Raw genomic sequence first — 22,944 nt, 5'->3', positions numbered from 1 at the left:
GAGTAGAACGGCGGGAGATCAACAGGAGACCGCCATGCCCACCAGCCCTTGGAGCCACCAGCGCAGCGCCGGTGTCGCCGACGACATCGACTTCGAGATCAAGGGCGAGGAGCTTCAGTTCGTCGAGATCGAGCTGGACCCGGGCGAGAGCGCCGTGGCCGAGGCCGGCGCCTTCGTCTGGAAGGACGCCAGCGTCCAGATGACCACCGTGTTTGGCGACGGCTCGGCCGACCAGGGCGGCGGGGTGATGGGCAAGCTGCTGGGCGCGGGCAAGCGCCTGGTCACTGGCGAGAGCCTGTTCACGACCGTCTTCACCCATCACGGCCAGGGCAAGGCGCGCGTGGCCTTCGCCTCGCCGACGCCGGGCTCGATCCTGCCGCTGAACCTGGGTCAGCTGGGCGGCACGCTGATCTGCCAGAAGGACAGCTTCCTGGCCGCCGCGCGCGGCGTGTCGATCGGCATCCACTTCCAGAAGCGGGTGATGACGGGTCTGTTCGGCGGCGAAGGCTTCATCATGCAGCGCCTGGAGGGCGATGGCTGGGTGTTCGTCCAGATGGGCGGCGCCCTGGTCGAGCGCGAGCTGAAGCCGGGCGAGGAGCTTCACATCGATACGGGCTGCGTGGCGGCCTATACGCCCGGCATCGACTTCGACCTGGTGATGGCCGGCGGCGTCAAGAACGTGCTGTTTGGCGGCGAGGGCATGTTCTTCGCCCGCCTGCGCGGTCCGGGGAAGGTCTGGATCCAGTCCCTGCCGTTCGCGCGTCTGGCCGGCCGCATGTTGCAGGCCGCCAATGGCCAGGGCGGCAACCGCGGCGAAGGCTCGGTGCTGGGCGGCATCGGCCGGATGATCGACGGGAACTAAGTCGTAAAACCTGTCATCCCGGCCAAGCGCGCAGCGCGCCGAGCCGGGACCGCCGGAAGCTCTGAGCCTGTTGCGGTCCCGGCTCTCCGCTACGCTGCGGCCGGGATGACAGTTAGGGCGCTTACCCCTTCGTCTTGTCCCAGCTGTCGTATTCGTAGGCGATGCAGCGGTCGATCAGCGTGCGCCAGACCGGTTCGGCGATGGCTTCCGACAGGCCGGTCTCGCGGGCGGCGGCCTTGACCTTGTCGACCACGTCCTCGATCCGCGCGCGGTCGAACACCTTGGAGCGGTCGGCCTTGATGCGGGCCGCGGCGTCCATGAAGCCCTGACGCTCGGTCAGGAGCTGGACCAGGGCCCGGTCCAGGGCGTCCACGCCCTGGCGCACATCGGCCATGGTCTGACAGTCGGCGGGCGCGAGGTGCTCGTCGACGTTGAGAGTCGTGATTTTCATGGGCTCCTTAAAGCCGGTTCTGCTGACAGAAACCAGAGCCGTAGCGACCCTTAAATCCCCGAACCGTTGTCCATGGTCTGCAGCGCCGCCTCGTGGGCCTCGGACTCGGTCTTCAGCCAGTTCACGAAGGCCTTCACCTGCGGCAGGCGGCCCTTGGCCTTGGGGTGGACGACGTAATAGGCGAAGTCGACCGCCGTGGAGGCCTCGAACGGGATGACCAGGCGGCCGCTGTCGAGGTCGGCCTGGGCCAGGGTGCGCTTGGCCAGGGCGACGCCGCGGCCGTTGGCGGCGGCCTCGATGACCATGCTGGACTGGTTGAAGCGCGGGCCCCGCGCGCCGTCGACGCCCTTGATGCCGCGCGCCGCCAGCCACATCGCCCAGTCGGGGCAGCTGTCGTCGGCGTCGGGCGAGCCGTCGTGCAGCAGGATGTGGTGGGCCAGGTCCTCGGGACGCTCCAGGGCGTTCTGTTCGAGGAGTTCGGGGCTGGCGACCGGCACGACGGTCTCGTGCATCAGGCGGATGACCTCCAGGCCCGGATAGCGGCCCGAGCCGTAGCGGATGGCCATGTCGACCTCGCCGGTGGCGAAGTCCACGACCTCCATGCCGGCCGACAGCCAGACATCGACCTGCGGATGGGCCTGCTCGAACTTGCCCAGGCGCGGCACCAGCCACTTGGCGGCGAACGAGGGAGCGGCGGTCAGGGTCAGGCGGCGGCCGTCGACAGCGGCGGTGAGCAAGCTGGCGGCCTCGGCCAGGCGGTCGAAGGCCTCGCGCAGGGCGGGCAGGGCGGTCTGGGCCGCGTCGGTCAGCAGCAGGCCCTTGGGCGTGCGCTTGAACAGGGCCGCGCCGACATAGTCTTCCAGGTTCTGGATCTGTTGGCTGACGGCGCCGGGCGTCACCGACAGTTCGTCGGCGGCGCGGCTGAAGTTCAGGTGGCGAGCCGCAGCCTCGAACGCGCGAAGGGCGTTCAGCGGCGGCAGGCGGCGGCGCTCATTGGGTCTTTCCATAGTTTTACTGAACGCCCCGGCAGAAGTCCTTGTTTGCGAATTGGCCCCTTCAGGCCGAGTTTGCAAGCGTTCGCTGACGGATAGGCCCTTTTCGTCGGCGCGCGTGCGCGGGGTCGTCTTTAGGGGCGACCCCGCCTTGCGTTCTACCGTTTTATTCCGACCGCGTTGATAGAGGTTCTAAAGCCGATGGCCCGCCAGCCGGTCCGCAACACTCTAGGCAGAAAGTCTGGGCCCGGCCTCGTCGTCCTGGACGGTAGCGCTGCGCCGCGTGCGCCCGGCGCCGTCTGGCTGGTCGGCGCCGGCCCCGGCGATCCCGAGCTGCTGACCATCAAGGCGGTCAAGGCCCTGGCGGCTGCGCAGGTGGTCGTGCACGACGGCCTGGTCTCCGAAGACATTCTCGACCTGTCGCCGCCTTACGCGCGGCGGATCGATGTGGCCAAGCGCAAGTCGCGCCACACCCTACCGCAGGACGACATCAACCAGCTGATCGTGGCCCTGGCCTTGGAAGGCCTGAACGTCGTGCGGCTGAAGGGCGGCGATCCGTTCCTGTTCGGCCGTGGTGGCGAGGAGCTGGCCGCCTGCCGCGCGGCGGGCGTCGACTGTCATGTCGTGCCCGGCGTCACCGCCGCCCTGGCCGCCAGCGCCGGCGCCGGCGCACCCCTGACCCATCGCGGCGCGGCCCAGGCCGTCACCTTCGTTACCGGTCATGCGGCTCCCCAAAATGGAGAAATGGGCGAGCCCGATCTGGACTGGGCTTCGCTGGCCCGTCCGAACCAGACCGTCGTCGTCTATATGGGCGTCTCGACCGCGGGCCTGATCGCCCAGCGCCTGACCGATGCCGGCCGCGCCGCCGCGACCCCGGCCCTGATCGTCGAGAACGCCAGCCGCGCCGACGAGCGCCGGGTGCTGACGACGCTGGCGGGTCTGGCGCAGGCTGCCCAAGGCCTGACCGGTCCGGCCCTGCTGATGGTCGGCGAGGCCATGGCGATGGCGCAACAACAACCCGCTCATCCCCGCGAAAGCGGGGATCCAAGCGGCGATTCAGCATGGGTCCCCGCTTTCGCGGGGATGAGCGGGAATTTCGAATGAAAGCTGTCGTCGCCAATCGCCTGCTCGACGGCGATGTCGTGTTCTGGAAGGCCGGCCAGTGGGTCGAGCGCTTCGGGGACGCGCAGCTGTTCGGGGAAGGCTCCGACGCCGAACTCGAGGCCGCTGTCGCCACGGGCAAGGCCCAGCCGACCGTGGTCGTCGACGTCTATCCGATCGATCTGGCCCCCTCCGAGGGCCACTGGGCCCCGGTCAGCTATCGCGAGCGCATCCGAGCGCTGGGCCCCACCAACGAACTCACCCACGGCAAGCAGGCCGAAGGCGGCGACGTCATCGAAGCCCTGCGCCAGGCTTCGGGCGCGGCGCGCTCGACCGGCCGTGTCGACCTGATCCGCAGGAAGTAGAGCGGCATGTACCAGTACGACGTCATCGACAAAGAATTCCTGGTCGACCGCTCGAACGAGTTTCGCGGCCAGGTCACCCGCCGCCTGGCCGGCGAGCTGACCGAGGACCAGTTCAAGCCGCTGCGCCTGATGAACGGCCTTTATCTACAGCTGCACGCCTACATGCTGCGGGTGGCCATTCCGTACGGCTCGCTGAACCCGGTGCAGGCCCGCCGCCTCGCCGAGATCGCCCGCGACTACGACAAGGGCTACGGCCACTTCACCACGCGCCAGAACATCCAGTTCAACTGGATCAAGCTGAAGGACGCGCCGGATATCCTGGACAAGCTGGCCGAGGTGGATCTGCACGCCATCCAGACCAGCGGCAATTGCATCCGCAACACCACGTCCGACCCCTATGCCGGCGCGACGGCGGAAGAGGTCGATGATCCGCGCGTGTGGTCCGAGGTGATCCGCCAGTGGTCGACCCTGCACCCGGAATTCTCGTACCTGCCGCGCAAGTTCAAGATCGCCATCACGGCCTCGGCCAAGGACCGCACGGCGGCCAAGGTGCACGACATCGGCTTGCTGATGCGCCTGGGCCGTGACGGCCAGCTGGGCTTCGAGGTGATCGTCGGCGGCGGCCAGGGGCGCACGCCCTATGTCGGCCCGACCATCAAGGAGTTCCTGCCGACCGACCGTCTGCTGAGCTATCTGGAAGCCGTCCTGCGCGTCTACAATCGCCACGGCCGCCGCGACAACATCTACAAGGCCCGCATCAAGATCCTGGTCGCCGCTCTCGGCGCCGAGGAATTCGCGCGCCAGGTCGAAGAAGAGTGGGAGAAGATCGACGCCAATCGCGCCGACCTGCCCGCCGGCGAGCTGGCCCGCATCCGCGCCGCGTTCGCCCAGACCCCGTTCGAGACCCTGCCGGCCCGTTCGGACGCGTTCGAGATCGCCAAGACCAACGAGCCGGCCTTCGCCCGTTTCGTGCGCAACAATGTCCGCGCCCACAAGCAGCCGGGCTACGCCATCGTCGAGATCTCGCTGAAGGCCCAGGAGCAGACCCCGGGCGACGCCACCGGCGACCAGCTGGACGTCGTGGCCGATCTGGCCGAGCGTTACAGCTTCAGCGACCTGCGCGTCACCCACGCCCAGAACCTCGTCTTGCCGCACGTGAAGCTGGACGACCTGCCGACCGTGTTCGCGGCCCTGCAGGCCCACGGCCTGGCGACGCCGAACATCGACCTGGTCAGCGACATCATCGCCTGCCCGGGCCTGGACTACTGCGCCCTGGCCAACGCCCGCGCCATTCCGATCGCCCAGGACATCGCCCGCCAGTTCGCGGACCTCGATCGCGCCGAGCGGGTGGGGGAGCTGAAGATCAAGATCAGCGGCTGCATCAATGCCTGCGGCCACCACCACGTGGCCCACATCGGCATCCTGGGCGTCGATAAGAAGGGCGAGGAATTCTACCAGCTGTCGCTGGGCGGGTCGGGCGCGGAAGACGCCTCGATCGGCAAGATCCTGGGCCCGGCGCTGTCGGCCGACCGGGTCGCCGGCGCTGTCGACCAACTGGTTGAGGCCTATCTGAGCGTCCGCGCCGACGGCGAGCGCTTCCTCGACACCTATCGCCGCGTCGGCCTCGAGCCCTTCAAGGAGGCGGTCTATGCCCAAGCTGATTAAGCTGGTCGACGGCCAGGCCGCCTGGGCCGACGACGCCTTCGTTCACGTCGCCGACGAGGACGCCATCCCGGACGCGGGCGACGTGATCCTGTCCTTGGCCCGCTTCGAGGCCGAGGGCGACGCGCTGCTGTCCTCGAACAGCCGCCGCGTCGGCGTGCGCATCGAGTCCGACCAGGAGGTTGAGGTGCTGGCCTACGACCTGCCGCGCATCGACGTGGTGGCCCTGGCCTTCCCGAAGTACCGCGACGGCCGCGCCTATACCTCGGCCCGCCTGCTCCGCGAGCGGTTCAAGTATGAGGGCCAGGTCCGGGCCGTGGGCGACGTTCTGCAGGAGCAGGCCGGGTTCATGGTCCGCTGCGGCTTCGACGCCTTCGAGCCGGCTGACGGCGCGACACCTGACGCCTGGACCAAGGCCGCCAGCCGCTTCCGTCACGTCTATCAGCGCGCCGCCGATGACCGTGAAGTCGCGTTCGAGGAAAGAGGCAACTGATGGCCTTCGACCAGACCACAGCCACCGCGCCGGGCCTCGCCGCTCGGCTGGACGCCGAGCTACGTGACGCCCATCCGGCGACCGTGCTGCGCGCGGCCTATGCCGAGTTCGGCGAGCGCCTGGCCCTGGTCTCGTCGTTCGGCGCGGAGTCGGCGGTGCTGCTGCACCTGACCTCGCAGATCTCGCCGAACATTCCGGTGCTGTTCCTCGACACCGGCATGCTGTTTGGCCAGACCCTGGACTACCGCAAGAACCTGGCCGCGCAGTTTGGCCTGACCGACGTGCGCGACCTGCGCCCGGCCTTCGCGGACCTGGCCACCCAGGACCCCAAGTCGGACCTGTGGCGCACCAGCGTCGATGGCTGCTGCAACATCCGCAAGGTGCTGCCGCTGGACCGCGCCATCGGCGGCTTCGACGCCTGGATCACCGGCCGCAAGCGCTTCCACGGCGGCGATCGCCTGAGCCTGCCGGTGGTCGAGGAGGCCGAGGGCAAGATCAAGTTCAACCCGCTGGCCAACTGGGCCAAGGCCGAACTCGAAGCCTATGTCGAAGAGCACCGCCTGCCGGCCCACCCGCTGGTGGCCCAGGGCTATGCCTCGATCGGCTGCTGGCCGTGCACCAAGCCGTCGGAAGATGGCCGTGCAGGGCGCTGGCAGGGGCAGGAGAAGACGGAGTGCGGGATTCATGTCGCACGCGCGCCGGGCGTGGAGCCGAACGTGGGCGGGGATATTTAGCCCTAACCGTCATCCCGCGCTTTATGCGCGGGACCCATCTATCCGCCGCAAGTGAGGTGGGGACTTAAGTTCTCACGTGGAAGCTGACCCATGGGTCCCGCGCATAAAGCGCGGGATGACGGTGGGTTATTGTCCGGGAGCGTACGTCCGCACCGCGTGCGCCTTCACGTCCTCGGGATAGAAGTACACGTCGCGCAGATTGCCGATCACATACCGCCCCGCCTGGTCGTTGAAGTGCGGGGAGGCGGGATCGCCGCTTTCGCCGCCGGCCGAGATGGCGCGGGCGCGGACCTTGTCGCCGAACTCCACGACCGCCACGAAGCTGTTGCCCAGGGTCCCGTAGTACTTCTTGGTCCCCGGATACCGCTTGGCTCCGAACGAGGCCAGCGAGCCCCACTGGGCCGAGGTGAAGGCCACCGGCAGGCTGGGCTTGCTGTCGTCGAACTTTTGGACGATCGCGCCGTCGTTGCGTTGGAAGCGGTTGATCTCGCCCCACGGCGTCTTCCACGAGCCGAAGTCGGTCGTCAGGCGATCCGAGGCCTCGGCCAGGGCCGCCAGCTTCTCGGCCGGCGTCAGCTTGTCGGCCATGTAGTCGTAGGTGTTGAGCCCCTGCGCCTTGGCGGCCGGCGCGGCCTTGGCCCACATCGCCTCGCCCCAGAACACGGCCAGCGAGGTCTCGGTCGAGCGCAGCGACCACGTTTTGTCCCAGGCGGCCAGGGCCGCGACCTGCTCGGCCAGCTTGGGATCGGGGGCTGCGGCATAGGCGGCCTCCAGCGTCGGGACCAGCCGCGCGAAGGCGGTCAGGTACGGGTCGTAGGCCTTCTCGATCAGGCCGCCCAGGGTCAGGTTCTTGACGTCCTTCAGCACCAACTCGGCATGGAGGCCGCGCGGGTTCTCGCCGGCCTGGTCCATATATTTGGGGAAGTCGGCCTTCTTCGGGCTGGTCGGGCCGGCGGCGGTGTAGGGCCAGTTGTTGGTGTTGAAGGCCCAGCCGATCGGCGGGTTGATCGCCTGCGGGGCCTTGGCCAGCGGGGTCAGGCCCTTCCAGTCGGTGGCGGGGTCCGAACCGTCGACCGGCTTGGTATAGTCGAAGCGGTCGTCGCGCACCGGGATGAACTGCGGATGCAGATAGGCGATCTGGCCCTTGCTGTCGGCGAACAGGGTGTTGTTCGACGAATTGGCCTTCAGCTCGGCCACCTTCATGAAGCTCTGCAGGTCGGTGGCCTTGGTGCGCAGGAACGACTGCTGCAGGGCCGCGACCGGCTTGTTCATCAGGGCGATACTGATCCACTTGCCGTCGGCCTCGCGCACGATCGGGCCGTGGTGGGTCTTGAAGACGGTGAACTTGCGCTCGGCCAGCGTCCCGTCGGCGGCGCGGTAGGGGACGGTGATCACCTCGCTCTTCAGCGGCCGCAGTTCGCTGCCGTACTTGTAGAAGCGCTGGCCGTCCTTCTCGACGATGGTTTCGGCGAACTCATCGATCACGTCGACGCCGCTGGAGGTGTGCATCCAGCCCGCCTTGGCGTTGAAGCCCTGATAGATGAAGAACTGGCCCCAGGTCGTCGCGCCATAGGCGTTCAGCCCCTGGTCGGACGAGACCTGCATCTCCGAGCGGAAGAAGAAGCTGGTGTGTGGGTTGATCAGCAGCAGGGCGTGGCCCTCAAGCGTGTTCTTCGGGGCGATCGCGAAGCCGTTCGAGCCCTTGGGTTCCTTGAACAGCAGGCCCTTCTCGTCGGCCGTCATGGCGACCTGACGCTGGCCGTAGAAGGCCTCCAGCTGGGTCAGGGCCACCTTCTCGATGTCGCCGCCAATGCTGCCTTCCGAGAAGCTCAGCGCCATCCACGGCTCGAACTTGCCGATGACCCGCGGCTTCACGTCCGGATGGGTGGCCAGATAGAAGTTCAGGCCGTCGGCCCAGCCGTTCATCAGGGCCTTCAACCACGCCGGGCTCTTGGCGTAGTCGGCCTTCAGCACGGCCGGGTTGATGAACAGCTTTTGGCGCAGGTCGGCCCAGATCGCCTTCTCGCCCTCCGCCTCGGCCGTGCGGCCCAGGGCGGTCATGAAGTTGGCCTCGACGCGGTTGAAGTCGTCCTCGGCCTGGGCGTAGGCCATGCCGAACACCGCGTCGGCGTCGGTCTTGCCGTGGATGTGGGCGATGCCCCAGTCGTCGCGGATGATCTGAACGGCGCCCGCGCGGGTCTTCAGGCGGGAGGCTTCGTCGGCTTGAGCGGGGGCGACGGCGAGGAGGGCGGCCAGGGCCACACCCGAAAACAGAATACGCATATCCACCCCCAATACCGCTCATCCCCGCGAAAGCGGGGATCCAAGCCGAGTTTGGGAATGAATTCCAGTCCGTCCCTACGCCTTTGCGGAGGAGGGCGGAGGATCGCCGCCTATTGCGGCGGGCAGCCCTTGAATTCGCCGACCTTGCTGACCGACAGGTTGGTCAGGTCGATGCCGCGCAGGGTCTTCATGGAGGCCGCGCCGACGCCGCTGAACAGGTCCAGCTTCAGGCCCTTGATCGCGCCGCCGATGTCGGAGGCGTACCAGTAGCCGTCGTGCGTATCGCCGTCGGGCATGGGCAGGCCGACGGTTTCCTTGATGAAGATGATCGTGCGGCGCGGGATCACCTTGGGGTCCACCGCGACGGTCCGCATGGCGGCGACCTTGCAGCCCAGCGAGTCCAGGGCGCGGATGCCCTTGGCGCCGGCGTGATACATGGTGGCCCGCATCTTGTACTCGACCGTGCCGGGCAGACCGCCGCCCAGAGCCGAGCTGATCAGCTCGCCCAACGGGTCGGGACGCGCAGCTTGGGCGGGGGCGGCATCGGCGGCGAGGGCGGGAAAGGCGAACGCGGAGATGACCGCGGTGGCCAAAATTCCGGCGAGTTGGCGTCGCATCGAGGGGGACCTCTTATCGGCGTTGTCTGTCGGGCGGCGGCCTGGATAGTCCGATCACGGAGGCGTGACAACCCTTGCCGCCGCTATGCCGCACCGCACACTCGCGCTTCGAGCGAAAAAGCGGCATGGAGTCAGCGACTTGAAACTTGGCCTTAAAGACTCACTTTTTTTGATTTCGACAGCTTCACAGAGGGAACCCGGCATGACGATGCGGATCTACGGCGACTCGATTTCGGGCAATTGCCTGAAGGTGAAGTGGACCGCCGAGCGCCTCCACCTGCCGTTCGACTGGATCGAGGTCGACATCCTGAAGGGCGAGTCGCGCACGCCCGAGTTCCTGGCCCAGAACCCGGCCGGCCAGGTGCCGATGGTCATTCTCAGCGACGGTCGGGCGCTGTCGCAGTCCAACGCTATCCTGCTGCACCTGGCCGAGGGCTCGCCCCTGATCCCGGCCGATCCGTTCGACCGCGCCAAGATGTGGGAGTGGATGTTCTGGGAGCAGTACAGCCACGAGCCCTATGTCGCCGTGGTCCGCTTCCAGATGGCCTATCTGGGCAAGAGCCGTGACGCGGTCGAGGCGCGGCTGGTCGAACGGGCGGAACAGGCCTTGGCCCGCCTGGAAACACAGCTGCAACAGACCCCGTATCTGGTGGGCGAGCGGCTGACCCTGGCGGACATCGCCTTGGTGGCTTACACCCGCGTGGCGCACGAGGGCGGGTTCGACCTTTCGCAGTATCCGGCCGTGAAGGGCTGGGTGGGGCGGATGGAGACCGCGCTCGGCATTATCTGATCTTCGGAGTGGGTCTCTTGCGTCTCTCGAGCAGCCTCAAAGTCCTCGTCCTGGCCGCGGCCCTGTCCGCGCCGGCGGCTTCCGCCTTCGCCTGGGGCGCGGCGGGCCACCGCACGGTCGGCGTCGTCGGCGCCGCCAGCTTCCCGGCTGACGTGCCGGCCTTCCTGCGCACGCCGCAAGGCATCGCCGCGATCGGCGAGTACGCCCGCGAGCCGGACCGCTGGAAGGGCTCGGGCAAGATCCACGACCACGACCGCGACGCCGCCCACTTCCTGGACGTCGACGACGAAGGCCGCATGTACGGCGGTCCGATGTTCACGGTGGCGACCCTGCCGCCTACCCGCGCCGACTACGAGACGGCCCTGCGCGCCGTCGGCCAGGACAGCTGGAAGGCCGGCTACCTGCCGTATGCGATCATCGACGGCTATCAGCAGCTGGTGAAGGACTTCACCTATTGGCGCGTGCTGACCGCCGCGGTGAAGCTGGAAAAGGACAAGACCAGGCTGGCCTACTACAAGGCCGATCTGGTCCGTCGCGAGGCGCTGCTGCTGCGCGACCTGGGCGTCTGGGCCCACTATGTCGGCGACGCCAGTCAGCCTCTGCACCTGTCGGTGCACTACAATGGCTGGGGCGACTATCCCAACCCCAACGGCTACACCAACTCGCGCGACACCCACTTCAAGTTCGAGGGGCCGCTGACCAAGGCCCTGGGCGACGAGGCCTCGATCAAGGCGCAGATGCCGGCCTACAAGGCCTGCGACTGCTCGATCGAGACCCGGGTGGTGGGCTATCTGACCGACACCTGGAAGCAGACCGAGCCGCTGTACGCGTTGGAAAAGGCCGGCGGCATGGTCGAGACCGATCCGCGCGCCAAGGCCTTCGTGCAGGCGCGTCTGGTGGCCGGGGCCGCGGCCCTGCGCGACCTGGTGACGGACGCCTGGACCGCCAGCGCCACCGGCAAGATCGGCTATCGTCCGGAGATCACCGTGCAGGACGTCGAGACCGGCAAGGCCGATCCGTGGGCCGATCTGTACGGCAAGGACTGAGCCCAGGATGCTGTCGTTCGGCAAGGCTGTCGCGGGTCTGACCTACAAGGACCGCCGCGCGGCCTTCGGCATCGCCGAGAATGACCAGGGCCTGATCGCCCTGGCCGAAGTGACCAAGCCCGGCAAGGCGCCGTATTTCGACCTGCCGGGCGGGGCGGTGGACGGCGAAGAGACCGAAGAAGAGGCGGTGGTCCGCGAGTTCGGCGAGGAGACCGGCCTGGTCGTCGAGGCCGGCGCCCTGGTCGAGCCGGTCTCGCAGCACTTCCTCAAGTCCGACGGCCAGCCGGTGCGCAATCACGGCGGCATCTACGTCGTGAAGGTCACCGGCGAAGACGTCGGCCTGAAGATCGAGGACGACCACAAGCTGGTCTGGCTGGACCCCCAGGACGCGGTCGTCGCCCTGCGCCACGACGCCCACGCCTGGGCCGTGGCGGCCTGGCTGCGGCGCGGGTAGGCGGAAGTTATCCACAGGGACTCCCTCTCCCATAGGGAGAGGGTTTGCGCTCTTACTTTTCGAAATATTGCCTTTACAAATCAGCGCTCTAAACGAAAACGCACGTTTCTTATCCCCGCTGTCCAGACCGGCCTCATGCTCTAACCTCATGAGCCAGACCCAAACCCCCGCCAGCGCCTGGTGCGCGAAGATGCAACGCAAGCTGATGGACGCCCTCGACGCGGCCTGGGCGCTGGTCGAGCGCACCGACGACCCGGCGCTGATCGCCAAGGCCCGGGAGAAGTCCCGCCTGTGCGGCCAGATGGCCGCCGCCGTCCGCAAGGTCGCCACCCTGATCCCGCCGCCCAAGGATAAGCCGGGCCTGCTTCCGACCGTCGAGGTGGCCGCCCCAACCGCCAAAGCCCCCGCCGCCCAGGCTGTCGCCATGCGCGCGGCGCTGGACCGGATGGGCCGGCGCTAAGCCCGCGCCCCAATTATCCGCGACGACGCCAGCGCGTCGGCGACCTTGTCGCTGGTCCGCAGCGCCAGGGCCGCGATGGTCAGGGTGGGGTTGGCCCAGCCCGAGGTCGGGAAGACCGAGCTGCCCAGCACATACAGGTTGTCGACGCCGTGCACGCGGCCGTCGGCGTCGACGACGCCCTGCTTGGGATCGTCCGACATCCGGGTCGTGCCCATGTGGTGATAGCCGCCGATCGGGTGGACGCTGACCAGCGGGTCGGTGCGCCAACCGCCGTTGGGGTCCGAGAGCCAGTCGGCGGCCTCGACCTTGCCCATCTTCAGGCGGCGCAGCTCGCGGTCCAGGGCCGCGACCAGGCGATCGACGCTGCGCACGTCCAGGGCGTTGGTGCGCCAGTCCAGGGCCGCGCGCGGCAGGCCCAGAGCGTCGGTCTGGTCGGTCAGGCGGATGCGGCTGTCGGGATTGGGCGACTGCTCGGCGCGGATAACCAGGGCCAGGTCGCGCAGGCCGGCCTTGTACAGCAGCCAGGGACGCAGGGGATCGACCTTGCGCTGGGCCCAGGTGGCGGCCTTCTTGGTGGCCATCCACATCGTGCGGCCCGCCTTGGTCGGCTCCAGCCCGTGCTTGGCCTTGGAATAGGCGCGCACGACCGCGAAGGCCTTGCCGTCAGCCGGCGGGCGTGCGGCGATGGTCAGGGAGGTATTGAGCACGCCCTCGCGTTCCTGCAAGGCCTCGCTGGGGGCCAGCAGGGCGGCCAGGGACTGGCCATCGACAGCGTGCGATCGGCCGAAGGCCTTCAAGAGCGCCCAGGCCCCGCGACCGACCACGCGGCCGCCGCGAGCGTGCGGGTGCTCCATGAAATAGCGGCCGACCTGGTCGTGGGCGTTGCCCACGCCCATCGGCATCACGCCGCGCGAGGCCAGCAGCAGGCGCGGGTTCTCCATGCCGCCGGCGGCCAGCATGAAGGCCTGAGCGCGCAGGGTCAGGCGGCGGCCGTTCAGGCTGGCGGCGGTGATCTCGCGCACCGTGCCGCCCGACGAGGCCAGGGCGATGTCGGTGGTGGTGGCGTGGGTGATGATGGTGCAGCGCGGATGGGCGACCAGGTCTGCGCAGGCCTTGAAGGTGAAGCGGTCGAACTTGCGGTCGAAGATCCACAGGCGCGTGGCCAGTTCGTCCTCGTCGAAGACCGGGCGGGGCAGGGCGTCCTGGCCGATGGTCTCGAGATCCGGCGCGGCGGCGGGCAGTTCGAACTGCGGGCGGGCCTTGGCATAGTAGTCCGACAGCTCGTCCCAGCCGATCGGCCAGCCGCTGTGGGGCACCCACGAACGGGCCTTCAGGTCGATGGGATCCAGTTCGGCGACGCGGCCGCCCCAGATGGCGGTGGTGCCGCCGAAAAAGCGCAGGCGGGCGTCCTGCAGGTCGTAATAGTCCTCGCCAACGTTCTGGCCGGCGTTCAGCTTGGCAGTCTCGGCTTCGTAGTCCAGGCCGCCGCTTTCCAGCAGGGTGACCTCGTGGCCGGCGGCCAGCAGGTGGCGGGCGGCGATGATCCCGGCCGCGCCCGCGCCGATGATGCAGACCTCCGTGTTGCGCTGAATGTCGGTTTCGGCGGCGTGGAGGTCCAGATGCATACGCTTAACTCGTCAGGTGGGCGCTCCCACCAGCAAGGCGGCGTCGCGCTTCAAGGTTTCAAGGCTTCGCGCTCCCAGGAGCGCGTATCCGAAGGGGCCGCGTTCCCAATAGATGACGTCGGCGCCGTCGGAGCGGGTCAGTTCAGGTCGGGCGGAGGCGCTGGTGCGAGCGCGAACCGCAAACAGGGTGAGGCGCTCGTCCTGGGGCGTATTGATCAGAACGTGCATGCTGGGGCCGTCGTCCGACGGATAGAGCTGCACATCCATGATCCGCCATCCGATCGGAAGCGCGGGAATCTCAAGTTTGGCCTTGGTTCGCATCTCCATGGCGTTGAACGTCGGCGTTTCCTCCTGCGAGGACATGTCGGCGCGAAGCAGTGTCGTTCGGTGCGAGACCACGGCGTCCTCGACAAAGTCGGGAACCAGGAACGGCAGGTCGCGCCGGAAATGCCCGCCCAGCAGCACGGCGCTCGTGACGAGCAGCCCGCAACCTAGAGCGAGTGCGGTCCGGACATAGGTGCGGCGACGCGCCGGGGAAGGGGGCGCGGCGACATTTCCATGACGGTGTAGCTCTCCCATCACACGGGCGGCCAGATCGGGATTGGCGGCCAGATAGCCCTCGATCTGGCGGCGGCCGTCCGGCGGCAGGCGACCCTCGACATAGGCGGCCAACCGGCCGGCGTCGGCCAGCATCGGCGCGTGGGGCATATCGTCGTTGGCGGGTCTACTCATGTCTCTCTCCCCCGAGAGGTCGCACTCTGCGGCTGCCCCAAGCCACGCCCTATGCTCGACCAATCCTGGCGGTGTTCGTCAAGCCTCTTAAGCGGCCACGAAGTCACGGGCCGGCTTGTGCTCGCCCTGGCGCACCGGCAGCGTGAAGCTGACCGTGGTGCCTTCGCCGGGCTGGGAATTCATCTCCAGCACGCCGTCGTGCATGGTGATCAGCGACTTGGTCAGGGCCAGGCCCAGACCCGTGCCCTGCGTGGTCTTGGAGAACTGGCTCTCGACCTGCTCGAACGGCCTGGCCAGGCGGGCCAGGTCTTCCTTCGCGATGCCGATGCCGGTGTCGATCACAGAGACCCGAACCTTGTCGCCGAACGGATCGCGGCGGACCTCGGCCTTGACCGTGACGCTGCCGGCGCGCGGCGTGAACTTGATGGCGTTGGACAGCAGGTTCAGCAGCACCTGCTTGACCGCGCGATAGTCGGCCTCGACCTCGGGCAGGTGCGGGAACTGGACGTTCAGGGTCAGGCCGGCGGCCTCGGCGCGGTTGCGGATCAGGCGGACGGCGTCCTCGGCCACGTCCTCCAGGTGCATCGGCTCGAATTTCAGGTTCATCTTGCCGGCCTCGATCTTCGACATGTCGAGGATGTCGTTGATCAGCGCCAGCAGGTGCTGGCCGGAATTGTGGATGTCGAGGCTGTAGCCCTTGTAGCGCTGGTCGCCGAGGGGGCCGAACATCTCGTTCATCATGATCTCGGAGAAGCCGTTGATGGCGTTCAGCGGCGTGCGCAGCTCGTGAGACATGTTGGCCAGGAACTCGCTCTTGGCCTTGTTGGCGCTCTCGGCCTTGACCTTTTCGGTCTCGTACTTGCGGGCCAGCTCGGCCAGCTGCTCCTGGCTGCGCTCCAGGCCGGCGATGGCGTTCTGCAGCTGCTCCTCGTTGAGGCGGCGAGCTTCTTCCTGGGTCTTGATGGCCGTGATGTCGGCGGCGGTCATCACCAGGCCGCCTTCGGCCGTGCGGCGCTCGCTGATCTGGATCCAGCGGCCGTCCATCAGCTCGGCTTCGCGCACGCCCTTGGCGCCGTCGGGGGCCGGGTGGTCCTGCTTGATGGCCAGGGCGGCGAAGCGGTTGACCTCAGCGCGGGCGGCGCCGGGCTTGAGGATCTTGGGCTCCAGCGAGAAGACGCTGCGATAGTTGCGGTTGCACATCAGCAGCCGGCCCTGGCGGTCCCACAGGACGAAGGCTTCCGACACGCTCTCGATGGCGTCGCGCAGGCGGTTCTCGGCGGCCTGGGCGCGGGCCTGGGCGATGCGCTCCTCGGTGACGTCCAAAGCGACGCCGATGATGCGGACATAGCCGTCGCCGCCGGGCTTGCCGAAGCCCTGGCCGCGGGCGTCGATCCACAGCGAGCGGCCGCCGTGCTCGGTGGCCGGCACGCGGAACGAGACGTCGAAGGCGCCGTACATGGCCGCGTTGGTCAGGGCCTGACGGACCCGTTCGCGGTGGTCCAGCGAGATGCGTTCCAGCAGGTCCTGGCCCGAGACGACGCCGCCGCCGCCCCAGCCGAACATCGCGCCGGTGACGTCGGACAGGAACACCTGGTCGGCGTTCAGGTCCCATTCCCAGATGCCGCAGCGGGCGGCCTCGACGGCGAGGCGGAAGCGCTGCTCGCTGTCGATGAATTCGCGGTGGGCGCGCTCGGCCTTGCGGCTCTGGATCATCAGCAGCAGCGCCAGGGCGATGCCGACGGCCAGCGGAGCCAGCAGGTTGAAGGCGCCTTCCATGACCTTGTGGTCCAGGTTGGCGATCGAGCGGGTCGGGGTGGCGGCCACGGCCAGCAGGGCGCCCTCGGCCAGCGGCCGCACGGCCACGTCCAGGACGCCGCCGTTCAGGCCCTGGCCGTGCAGGGCGGCCGGCTTGCCGCCGATGTCCTCGGTCGACACGGCGAAGGCTTCGCGCAGGGTGGTGGCGGCCTGGAGGTCGCGACCCTTGGCGGTAATCAGCGCGCCGGAGGTCAAGGCCAGGGCGGCGCTGTCGTCCTTGTCGGCGACCTCGACCAGGCGCGAGGCGTCGCCGCTGGCGATCACGAAGGCGCGGGCCCCGTCGATGGAGGCGGCGGTGGCGACATAGAGACGGCCAGTCTCGCCGATGGATCCGGTCCAGGTGGTGCGACCCGACGCGCCAGCGGCCTGGGCCGCGCCCTTCCAGTCGGCGCCCTCGTCGCGGCCGGCGATGGCGATCGGACCGCCGGGACCCACGACCGCGACGGCCGCGGCCTCGCCGCCGGCGGCGCGCAGGGCTGTCTCGGCGGCGTCCATGGTGGCCGCGGGATCACGCTTGAGCAGGTCGGCGGCGGCCGAGAGGCCGGCGCGTTGGGCGGCCAGATTGGCTTCGACGCGGCTGGCGATCAGGCTGGCCTGGGCCGCCAGCGGCGCGCCCCCGGGCTGGGCCGTAGCCTCGGCCTGCAGGCGCTTGACGCCGAACGCGGTGTAGACCGCCAGCAGCAGCAGGGCCGCCAGAATGGTGATGCGGATGAACACCTGCGACGAGCCAGGCGCGGACTTGGCCCGCACGGCCGAAGGCCCGGCCGGCCCGGCTGCAGCCGGCCCTCCGTGTCTCGCCATGCCCCTGTCCAAACCGCCCGGCTCCCGTAGATCCCACGGCGAGTCACTTCGCCAACATGGTAAATCTACTGACCGGCGGCGACGGCGTCACTGTGGAACAAGCCGATTCCGCGCGTGTGAGCCTATTGGTCGCAACGTAAGGGGCGCCCGAGAGCGCCCCTCGGGCCGTCAGTCGAGGGCCTTGGTCGCCAGTTCCAGCACGTTCTTGGACAGGTCGGGATGGTTGGCGATGCGCTGCAATTGCTCGCGCATCAGGGTCCCCAGTTCGGGCTTGTAGCGCCGCCAGGCGCCCAGGGGCTCGATCATCCGCGCCGCCGTCATCGGGTTGAACGCGTCGATCCGCAGAACCTGGTCGGCCAGGAAGCGATAGCCCGCACCGCTGGGATCGTGGAACCGGGCCGGATTGTAGCCGGCGAAGACCGAGATCAGCGAGCGCAGGCGATTGGGATTGGTCGGCTCGAAGTCTGGGTGCTCCAGCAGGGCGATCACATTGCCCAGGGCGTCCGGATTGGGGTCGCGTCCCTGGGCGGCGAACCACTTGTCCAGCACCAGCGGCTCGTTGCGCCAGGCGTAGTGGAAGGTCCCCAGGGCCTTCTGGCGGGCCTCGCCGCCGATCGCCACCAGCGGGGTCAGGCCGCCCATCATGTCGGTCATGTTGCGCGAGGCTTCGTAGTGGCCGGTGATCCGCATCAAGTTCTCGTCGTGCGGATCGGCGGCCAGGGCGTCGGCGCAGGCGTTGCGCAGGGCGCGGCGACCGGCGGCCTCGGCGCTGTCGGAGAACGCGCCGGCCTCCTGCATCTCGCCGTGCAGCAGGCGCAGCAACTCGCCCAGATGGACCGCGATGCGCAGGCGCAGGTGGTCGCGGGCGGCATGCAGGGCGGCCGGATCGGCGGGCTCGGACATCCGCGCCAGGTCCGGCTCGGAGGGCAGGGCCAGCAGCAGCGCCTTGAAGGCCGGCTCCGACACGGTGTCGCCCAGCGCCCGGCCCAGACCCTCGGCGTAGCGCTCTTCACCCACCTCGTCGGGGGCGCCGGCGGCGCGGGCCAGGATCAGGTCGCGGGCCAGGGTCTGGCCGGCTTCCCAGCGGTTGAAGAGATCGGGGTCAGCCCCGAACAGCACATAGCGGTCCGACGGCCGCGCATCGGTGATCAGGTTCACCGGCGCCGAGAAGCCGCGCAGGGCCGACAGCACGGGGCGTTCGGCGACGCCCTCCCAGCGCACGGTCAGGCTTTCCTGGTCCAGCAGCACCACTTCGGTGTCGCGCAAGCTGGCGCCGCTCTCAGACAGCAGGCCGATGGCCACCGGGATCGGCAGCGGCTTCTTGGTTGGCTGGCCCGGCGTCGGAGCGGTTTCCTGGCTCAGCGTCAGGGTCAGAACCTTGGCGGCGGCGTCATAGTCGGTGTCGATGGTCACGGTCGGCGTGCCGGCCTGCTCGTACCAGCCGAAGAAGTCGGTCAGGTCGCGGCCCGAGGCCTCGGCGAAGCAGGCGATGAAGGCCTCGACCGTCGAGGCCTGGCCGTCATGGCGCGTGAAGTAGAGGTCGCAGCCCTTGCGGAAGGCCTGGTCGCCCAGGATGGTCTTCAGCATCCGGATGATCTCCGCGCCCTTCTCGTAGATGGTCGCGGTGTAGAAGTTGTCGATCTTCATGTAGCTGGACGGGCGCACGGGGTGGGCCAGCGGGCCGGCGTCCTCGGCGAACTGGCGCGCGCGCAACTGCCAGACGTCCTTGATCCGGTGGACGGCCCGGCCGCGCATGTCGGCGCTGAAGCTCTGGTCGCGGAAGACCGTGAAGCCCTCCTTCAGGCACAGCTGGAACCAGTCGCGGCAGGTGATGCGATTGCCGGTCCAGTTGTGGAAGTACTCGTGGGCCACCACGGCCTCGATCCGCTCGTAGTCCAGGTCGGTGGCGGTCTGCGGGTCGGCCAGCAGCAGCGAGCTGTTGAAGATGTTCAGCCCCTTGTTCTCCATGGCCCCGAAATTGAAGTCGCGGACGGCCACGATCATGAACAGGTCCAGGTCGTACTCGCGGCCGAAGGCCTCCTCGTCCCATTTCATCGCCCGCTTCAGGCTGTCCAGGGCGTAGGCCGCGCGCGAGGCCTGGCCGGGGTCGACGAAGACCCGCAGCGCCACTTCGCGGCCGCTCATGGTGATGAACTTGTCGGCCAGCACGTCCAGGTCACCGGCCACCAGGGCGAACAGGTAGCAGGGCTTGGGGAAGGGGTCGGTCCACTCCAGGAAGTGGCGCCCGTCGCCGACGCTGCCCGAGGCGCCCGGATTGCCGTTGCTCAGCAGGTGCGGGAACTTGCGGTCGGCCTCGACGCGCACGGTGTAGCGGCTCAGCACGTCCGGGCGGTCGGGGAAGTAGGTGATGGTGCGGAAGCCCTCGGCCTCACACTGGGTGCAATAGCGGCCGCCGGACATGTAGAGGCCCATCAGCGCCTTGTTGGCCGACGGATTGATCTCGACCTCAGTGGTCAGCACGAACTGGTCGGGGACGTCGGGGATCGTCAGGTGCTCGGCGTCGAGCGTGTACTGGTTGGCGCTCAGCGCCTGGCCGTCGATGGCCGCCGACAGCAGCTTCAGCCGCTCGCCGTTCAGCACCAGGGGCTCGCCCTTGTCTCCGATCCGGCGGATCGTCAGCTCGGCCCTGACCTTGGTCTGCGTCGGGTGCAGGTCGAAGACCAGACGGGTCGTCTCGATATCGAACGGGAAGGGGCGGTAATCCGCCAGGCGAACGGCTTGGGGCGTGTCGGTGCGCATCCGTCCAACTTAGTCCCCCGGGGCCGGCTTCGCGAGGGGACCTTGACGTCGCCGGCCGAATTAATGGCGAGCTTCAAGCTCTTTGCGAGCGGGGGATGCAGGCGATGAGCGGGGATCAGGTCGGGCTGGAAGTCGGACGCAAGCGGTTCTTGCACCCGGGGCCGCTGCGCTGGCTGCGGGCCAGCGCCTGGATGGTCGTGCTCTTCGTGTTGGTCAGCCTGGTCTATGCCGCCGTGCAGCTGCGGGGCGATCCGCTGACCCAGAGCGGCGGGGCGCTGGGTGTGCTGACGGTCGCGGCCATCTGCCTGTTCGGCGTCATCCTTTACGCGGCGATCGTGCGCGCGACCGAGGACCGTTGGCCCGAGGAGTTGGCCCTGCGTCCGGCGCTGGCCGAGCTGGCCATCGGCCTGGCGATCGGGACAGCCCTGCTGAGCGCCGCGGTGGGCGGGCTCTATCTGCTGGGCGTCTATGAGATCAGCGGTCCGCGCCCTGCCTCGGCCTGGGGCGCGGTGTCGATGGCGATCCAGTCGGGGGTGATGGAGGAGCTGATGTTCCGCGCCGTCCTCATGCGCCTGCTGATGCGCGCCTTCGGGGTCTGGCCGTCGCTGGTGATCCAGGCGGCGCTGTTCGGCGTCGTCCACCTGGCCAATCCCAACGCGACGCCGGTGGCCGCCGCGGCCATCGCCATCGAGGCGGGGCTGATGCTGGCCGGCTTCTATCTGGTGACCGGGCGCCTGTGGGTGTCGATCGGCGTCCACGCCGCCTGGAACTTCACCCAGGGCTGGATCTGGGGCGCTTCGGTCTCAGGCATTCCGGTGGTCGAAAGCTGGCTGGTCAGCAATCCCAAGCCCGGCGCGCCGGAGTTCCTGAGCGGCGGCGCCTTCGGGCCGGAGGCCTCGCTGCCGGCCATGGTGGTCGGGACCCTGACGGCGGTCGTGACCCTGTGGTGGGCCTGGAAGAAGGGCAACCTCAAGCCGCGGGCGGACGTCTAGACCTAACCCTCGGTCGCCCCAGTCGGCGCTTCCTGCAGGTAGCGCTCGATCACGGTGATCTTCTGGGCCAGGGCGGCCAGCGCGGGCGGGGCGTCCTCGGGATTGTCGGCCACCAGGGTCAGGAGCTCGCGGGCGATGGCGTGCAGGCGCGGGGCGCTGGCGATCAGACGGGCCTGGTACTCCATCTTGTGCGGGTCGCGGTCGTATTCCGCGCCCGGCGTACGCCAGCCGCCCCAATCCTGGGCGTCGGTGACCACGACCGGATAGGTGCCCGGATACGGATGGTGGGTGCAGTCGCCCTCCTGCTGCCACTTGTTACGGGCGCGCAGGATCCGCCAGTGGGCGCCGTCGTCGCCGGCCAGCGTGTCGGTCTTGTCCTCGGCCTTCAGCTCGGCAGCCTGGAACTCGCGGCCCAGGCCCACGTCGTAGGTCACCCGCACAGGCTCGTCGAAGCCCTTGGCCCAGATGGGCACGATCTTGTCGACCGTCGCCCAGCAGCCGACGCTCTCGACCCATACCCTCTGGTTCTTCTGGAAGACGGTCTTGGCCATGCCGGGAGGTAACGTCCGTGGAGAGCTCGCCAGGGTTAGGTGTAAGCGGCTAACCCGCCCGGGCGTGCTCTAAGAGAAAGAATGAGAGCCTGCCAGAGGCAGGCTCTCGGTGAGAAGAGACGCATAAGAAGCGGAAATTCTTGACGCCGGGTCAATCTTTCCCTTCGCGTGAACGTCGTTCAGTGTGCGTCCCGAGACCAGCCGACAGAGTTGCGTCCAGGGAGGTTGCAGTGGATTTCGACTATTCCGACGACCAGAAGTTCCTGAAGGACGAGGCGCGCAAGTTCCTCGCCGCCCATTGCGACGTGGGCGTCGTGCGGGGCGTGCTGGATGACGCCGGGCGCTCGTTCGACGAGGCGCTGTGGAAGGGCGTGGCCGAGCAGGGCTGGCTGGGGGCCTGCATCCCCGAGGAGTACAATGGCTTAGGTTTGGGGCGCGTCGAGCTGTGCGCCATCGCCGAGGAGCTGGGCCGCGCCGTCGCGCCGATCCCGTTCGCCTCCACCGTCTATGTGCTGGCCGAGGCGATCCTGGCCCATGGCAGCGACGCCCAGAAGGCCGCGATCCTGCCGCGCATCGCCGCCGGTGAGCTGATCGGCTGCCTGGCGACCTCGGAAGGTCCCGGCGTCGTCGGTCCGGCGACCCTGACCAGCAAGGTCGAGGGCGGCAAGCTGTCCGGTACCAAGATCCCGGTCACCGACGGCGACGTGGCCGACGTGGCCCTGGTGCTGGCCGGGGAGGGCGGTCGTCCGGGCCTCTACCTCGTCGACCTGAAGGGCGCAGGCGTGACCCGCGAGACGCTCAAGAGCCTGGATCCCACGCGCGGCGTGGCCCGGATCGTCTTCGATGGCGCGGCCGCCGAGCGGGTGGGCGAGGCCGGGGCGGGCTTCGACATCGTCCAGGCGATCCTGGACCGGGCCGCCGTGCTGCTGGCCTTCGAACAGCTGGGCGGCGCCGATCGCTGCCTGGAGATGGCCAAGGAATACGCCATGGGCCGCTACGCCTTTGGCCGCGTGATCGCTGGCTATCAGGCCATCAAGCACAAGCTGGCCGACATGTACGTCAAGAACGAGGTCGCCCGCTCCAACGCCTATTACGGCGCCTGGGCGCTGAACGACGACGCGCCCGAGCTGCCGATCGCGGCCTCGGCGGCGCGGATCGCGGCCTCGGACGCCTTCTGGTTCGCCAGCAAGGAGAACATCCAGGTGCATGGCGGCATGGGCTTCACCTGGGACGTCGACTGCCACCTGTTCTACCGCCGCTCGCGGCAGCTCAGCCTGGTCGCCGGCGCGCCCAAGGTCTGGAAGGAACGGCTGGTCAGCCAGCTCGAACAGAAGAACGCGGCGTAAGGGAGAAGCAGG

21 protein-coding genes are annotated in these 22,944 nt (G+C 68.5%); 12 read left to right on the top strand and 9 right to left on the bottom strand.

Annotated features, from left to right (window positions below):
* Window positions 1-34: 34 nt before the first annotated feature.
* A complete protein-coding gene (locus ABDW31_RS10395) occupies window positions 35-862 on the top strand; it encodes a TIGR00266 family protein (RefSeq protein ID WP_343698651.1) in 828 nt (275 codons plus the stop codon).
* Window positions 863-983: 121 nt separating this feature from the next.
* On the opposite strand, the gene ABDW31_RS10390 is transcribed toward ABDW31_RS10395, so the two are convergent.
* Both ABDW31_RS10390 and gcvA read right to left on the bottom strand, forming a co-directional pair.
* Window positions 984-1,313, bottom strand: coding sequence for a chorismate mutase (locus tag ABDW31_RS10390; protein WP_184721287.1), 330 nt, complete (start codon window positions 1,311-1,313; stop codon window positions 984-986).
* A gap of 50 nt (window positions 1,314-1,363) precedes the next feature.
* The gene (gene gcvA / locus ABDW31_RS10385; RefSeq protein ID WP_184721285.1) at window positions 1,364-2,320 is read right to left on the bottom strand and encodes a transcriptional regulator GcvA; all 957 of its coding nucleotides are present in this window, start codon (window positions 2,318-2,320) and stop codon (window positions 1,364-1,366) included.
* A 186-nt stretch (window positions 2,321-2,506) separates the two neighbouring features.
* Here gcvA and cobA point away from each other — a divergent pair, with 186 nt between their 5' ends.
* Genes cobA through ABDW31_RS10360 form a run of 5 tightly spaced genes read left to right on the top strand, consistent with a single transcriptional unit; the run spans window position 2,507 to window position 6,660 of the window.
* Window positions 2,507-3,409, top strand: coding sequence for a uroporphyrinogen-III C-methyltransferase (gene cobA / locus ABDW31_RS10380; protein WP_343698650.1), 903 nt, complete (start codon window positions 2,507-2,509; stop codon window positions 3,407-3,409).
* Window positions 3,406-3,771 (top strand): DUF2849 domain-containing protein, encoded by a 366-nt coding sequence (locus tag ABDW31_RS10375; RefSeq protein WP_184721281.1) that lies wholly within the window; start codon window positions 3,406-3,408, stop codon window positions 3,769-3,771. Before cobA ends, ABDW31_RS10375 begins: the two co-directional genes overlap by 4 nt.
* A 6-nt stretch (window positions 3,772-3,777) precedes the next feature.
* Window positions 3,778-5,436 (top strand): nitrite/sulfite reductase, encoded by a 1,659-nt coding sequence (locus ABDW31_RS10370; protein WP_343698649.1) that lies wholly within the window; start codon window positions 3,778-3,780, stop codon window positions 5,434-5,436.
* On the top strand, window positions 5,420-5,926 hold the full coding sequence (locus tag ABDW31_RS10365) for a DUF934 domain-containing protein (RefSeq protein ID WP_343698648.1): 507 nt from the start codon (window positions 5,420-5,422) through the stop codon (window positions 5,924-5,926). Before ABDW31_RS10370 ends, ABDW31_RS10365 begins: the two co-directional genes overlap by 17 nt.
* Complete coding sequence (locus ABDW31_RS10360) at window positions 5,926-6,660, top strand: phosphoadenylyl-sulfate reductase (RefSeq protein WP_343698647.1); 735 nt, start codon at window positions 5,926-5,928, stop codon at window positions 6,658-6,660. Before ABDW31_RS10365 ends, ABDW31_RS10360 begins: the two co-directional genes overlap by 1 nt.
* Window positions 6,661-6,786: 126 nt before the next feature.
* Here ABDW31_RS10360 and ABDW31_RS10355 read toward each other — a convergent pair whose 3' ends face one another.
* Together ABDW31_RS10355 and ABDW31_RS10350 are read right to left on the bottom strand one after the other, a co-directional pair.
* Complete coding sequence (locus ABDW31_RS10355) at window positions 6,787-8,943, bottom strand: penicillin acylase family protein (RefSeq protein ID WP_343698646.1); 2,157 nt, start codon at window positions 8,941-8,943, stop codon at window positions 6,787-6,789.
* A gap of 110 nt (window positions 8,944-9,053) precedes the next feature.
* Window positions 9,054-9,560, bottom strand: a complete 507-nt coding sequence (locus tag ABDW31_RS10350; protein ID WP_184721276.1) for a 3D domain-containing protein — start codon at window positions 9,558-9,560, stop codon at window positions 9,054-9,056.
* 202 nt (window positions 9,561-9,762) lie between these two features.
* On the opposite strand from ABDW31_RS10350, the gene ABDW31_RS10345 reads away from it, so the two are divergent.
* The 4 genes from ABDW31_RS10345 (at window position 9,763) to ABDW31_RS10330 (ending at window position 12,310) form a co-directional block, all read left to right on the top strand.
* On the top strand, window positions 9,763-10,350 hold the full coding sequence (locus tag ABDW31_RS10345; RefSeq protein ID WP_343698645.1) for a glutathione S-transferase family protein: 588 nt from the start codon (window positions 9,763-9,765) through the stop codon (window positions 10,348-10,350).
* Window positions 10,351-10,367: 17 nt separating this feature from the next.
* A complete protein-coding gene (locus ABDW31_RS10340; protein WP_343698644.1) occupies window positions 10,368-11,396 on the top strand; it encodes a S1/P1 Nuclease in 1,029 nt (342 codons plus the stop codon).
* A 7-nt stretch (window positions 11,397-11,403) separates the two neighbouring features.
* Window positions 11,404-11,850 (top strand): NUDIX domain-containing protein, encoded by a 447-nt coding sequence (locus ABDW31_RS10335; protein WP_343698643.1) that lies wholly within the window; start codon window positions 11,404-11,406, stop codon window positions 11,848-11,850.
* Between the two features lie 148 nt (window positions 11,851-11,998).
* Window positions 11,999-12,310, top strand: a complete 312-nt coding sequence (locus ABDW31_RS10330; RefSeq protein WP_184721271.1) for a hypothetical protein — start codon at window positions 11,999-12,001, stop codon at window positions 12,308-12,310.
* On the opposite strand, the gene ABDW31_RS10325 is transcribed toward ABDW31_RS10330, so the two are convergent.
* The 4 genes from ABDW31_RS10325 to pepN form a co-directional block, all read right to left on the bottom strand.
* Entirely contained in the window at window positions 12,307-13,935 is a 1,629-nt protein-coding gene (locus tag ABDW31_RS10325) for a GMC family oxidoreductase (RefSeq protein ID WP_343698642.1), read from the bottom strand. The two genes, ABDW31_RS10330 and ABDW31_RS10325, sit on opposite strands and share 4 nt — an antisense overlap.
* Before the next feature lie 12 nt (window positions 13,936-13,947).
* Window positions 13,948-14,628, bottom strand: a complete 681-nt coding sequence (locus tag ABDW31_RS10320) for a hypothetical protein (RefSeq protein ID WP_343698641.1) — start codon at window positions 14,626-14,628, stop codon at window positions 13,948-13,950.
* A 126-nt stretch (window positions 14,629-14,754) separates the two neighbouring features.
* Window positions 14,755-17,283 carry an ATP-binding protein gene (locus tag ABDW31_RS10315; RefSeq protein WP_343698640.1) on the bottom strand — a complete coding sequence of 843 codons (2,529 nt, stop codon included), beginning with the start codon at window positions 17,281-17,283 and terminating at the stop codon, window positions 14,755-14,757.
* Window positions 17,284-17,451: 168 nt separating this feature from the next.
* The gene (gene pepN / locus ABDW31_RS10310; RefSeq protein ID WP_343698639.1) at window positions 17,452-20,043 is read right to left on the bottom strand and encodes an aminopeptidase N; all 2,592 of its coding nucleotides are present in this window, start codon (window positions 20,041-20,043) and stop codon (window positions 17,452-17,454) included.
* A 104-nt stretch (window positions 20,044-20,147) separates the two neighbouring features.
* On the opposite strand from pepN, the gene ABDW31_RS10305 reads away from it, so the two are divergent.
* Window positions 20,148-21,035 (top strand): CPBP family intramembrane glutamic endopeptidase, encoded by an 888-nt coding sequence (locus ABDW31_RS10305; protein WP_343698638.1) that lies wholly within the window; start codon window positions 20,148-20,150, stop codon window positions 21,033-21,035.
* 2 nt (window positions 21,036-21,037) lie between these two features.
* Here ABDW31_RS10305 and ABDW31_RS10300 read toward each other — a convergent pair whose 3' ends face one another.
* Complete coding sequence (locus ABDW31_RS10300) at window positions 21,038-21,586, bottom strand: hypothetical protein (RefSeq protein WP_343698637.1); 549 nt, start codon at window positions 21,584-21,586, stop codon at window positions 21,038-21,040.
* 230 nt (window positions 21,587-21,816) lie between these two features.
* On the opposite strand from ABDW31_RS10300, the gene ABDW31_RS10295 reads away from it, so the two are divergent.
* The gene (locus tag ABDW31_RS10295) at window positions 21,817-22,932 is read left to right on the top strand and encodes an acyl-CoA dehydrogenase family protein (protein ID WP_343698636.1); all 1,116 of its coding nucleotides are present in this window, start codon (window positions 21,817-21,819) and stop codon (window positions 22,930-22,932) included.
* The last annotated feature ends 12 nt before the right edge of the window (window positions 22,933-22,944 follow it).

Source organism: Caulobacter sp. (genome assembly GCF_039596335.1).
GTDB lineage: Bacteria > Pseudomonadota > Alphaproteobacteria > Caulobacterales > Caulobacteraceae > Caulobacter.
Note: the sequence above shows the minus strand (reverse complement) of the source record. Positions and strands in the feature narration are given on the sequence as shown.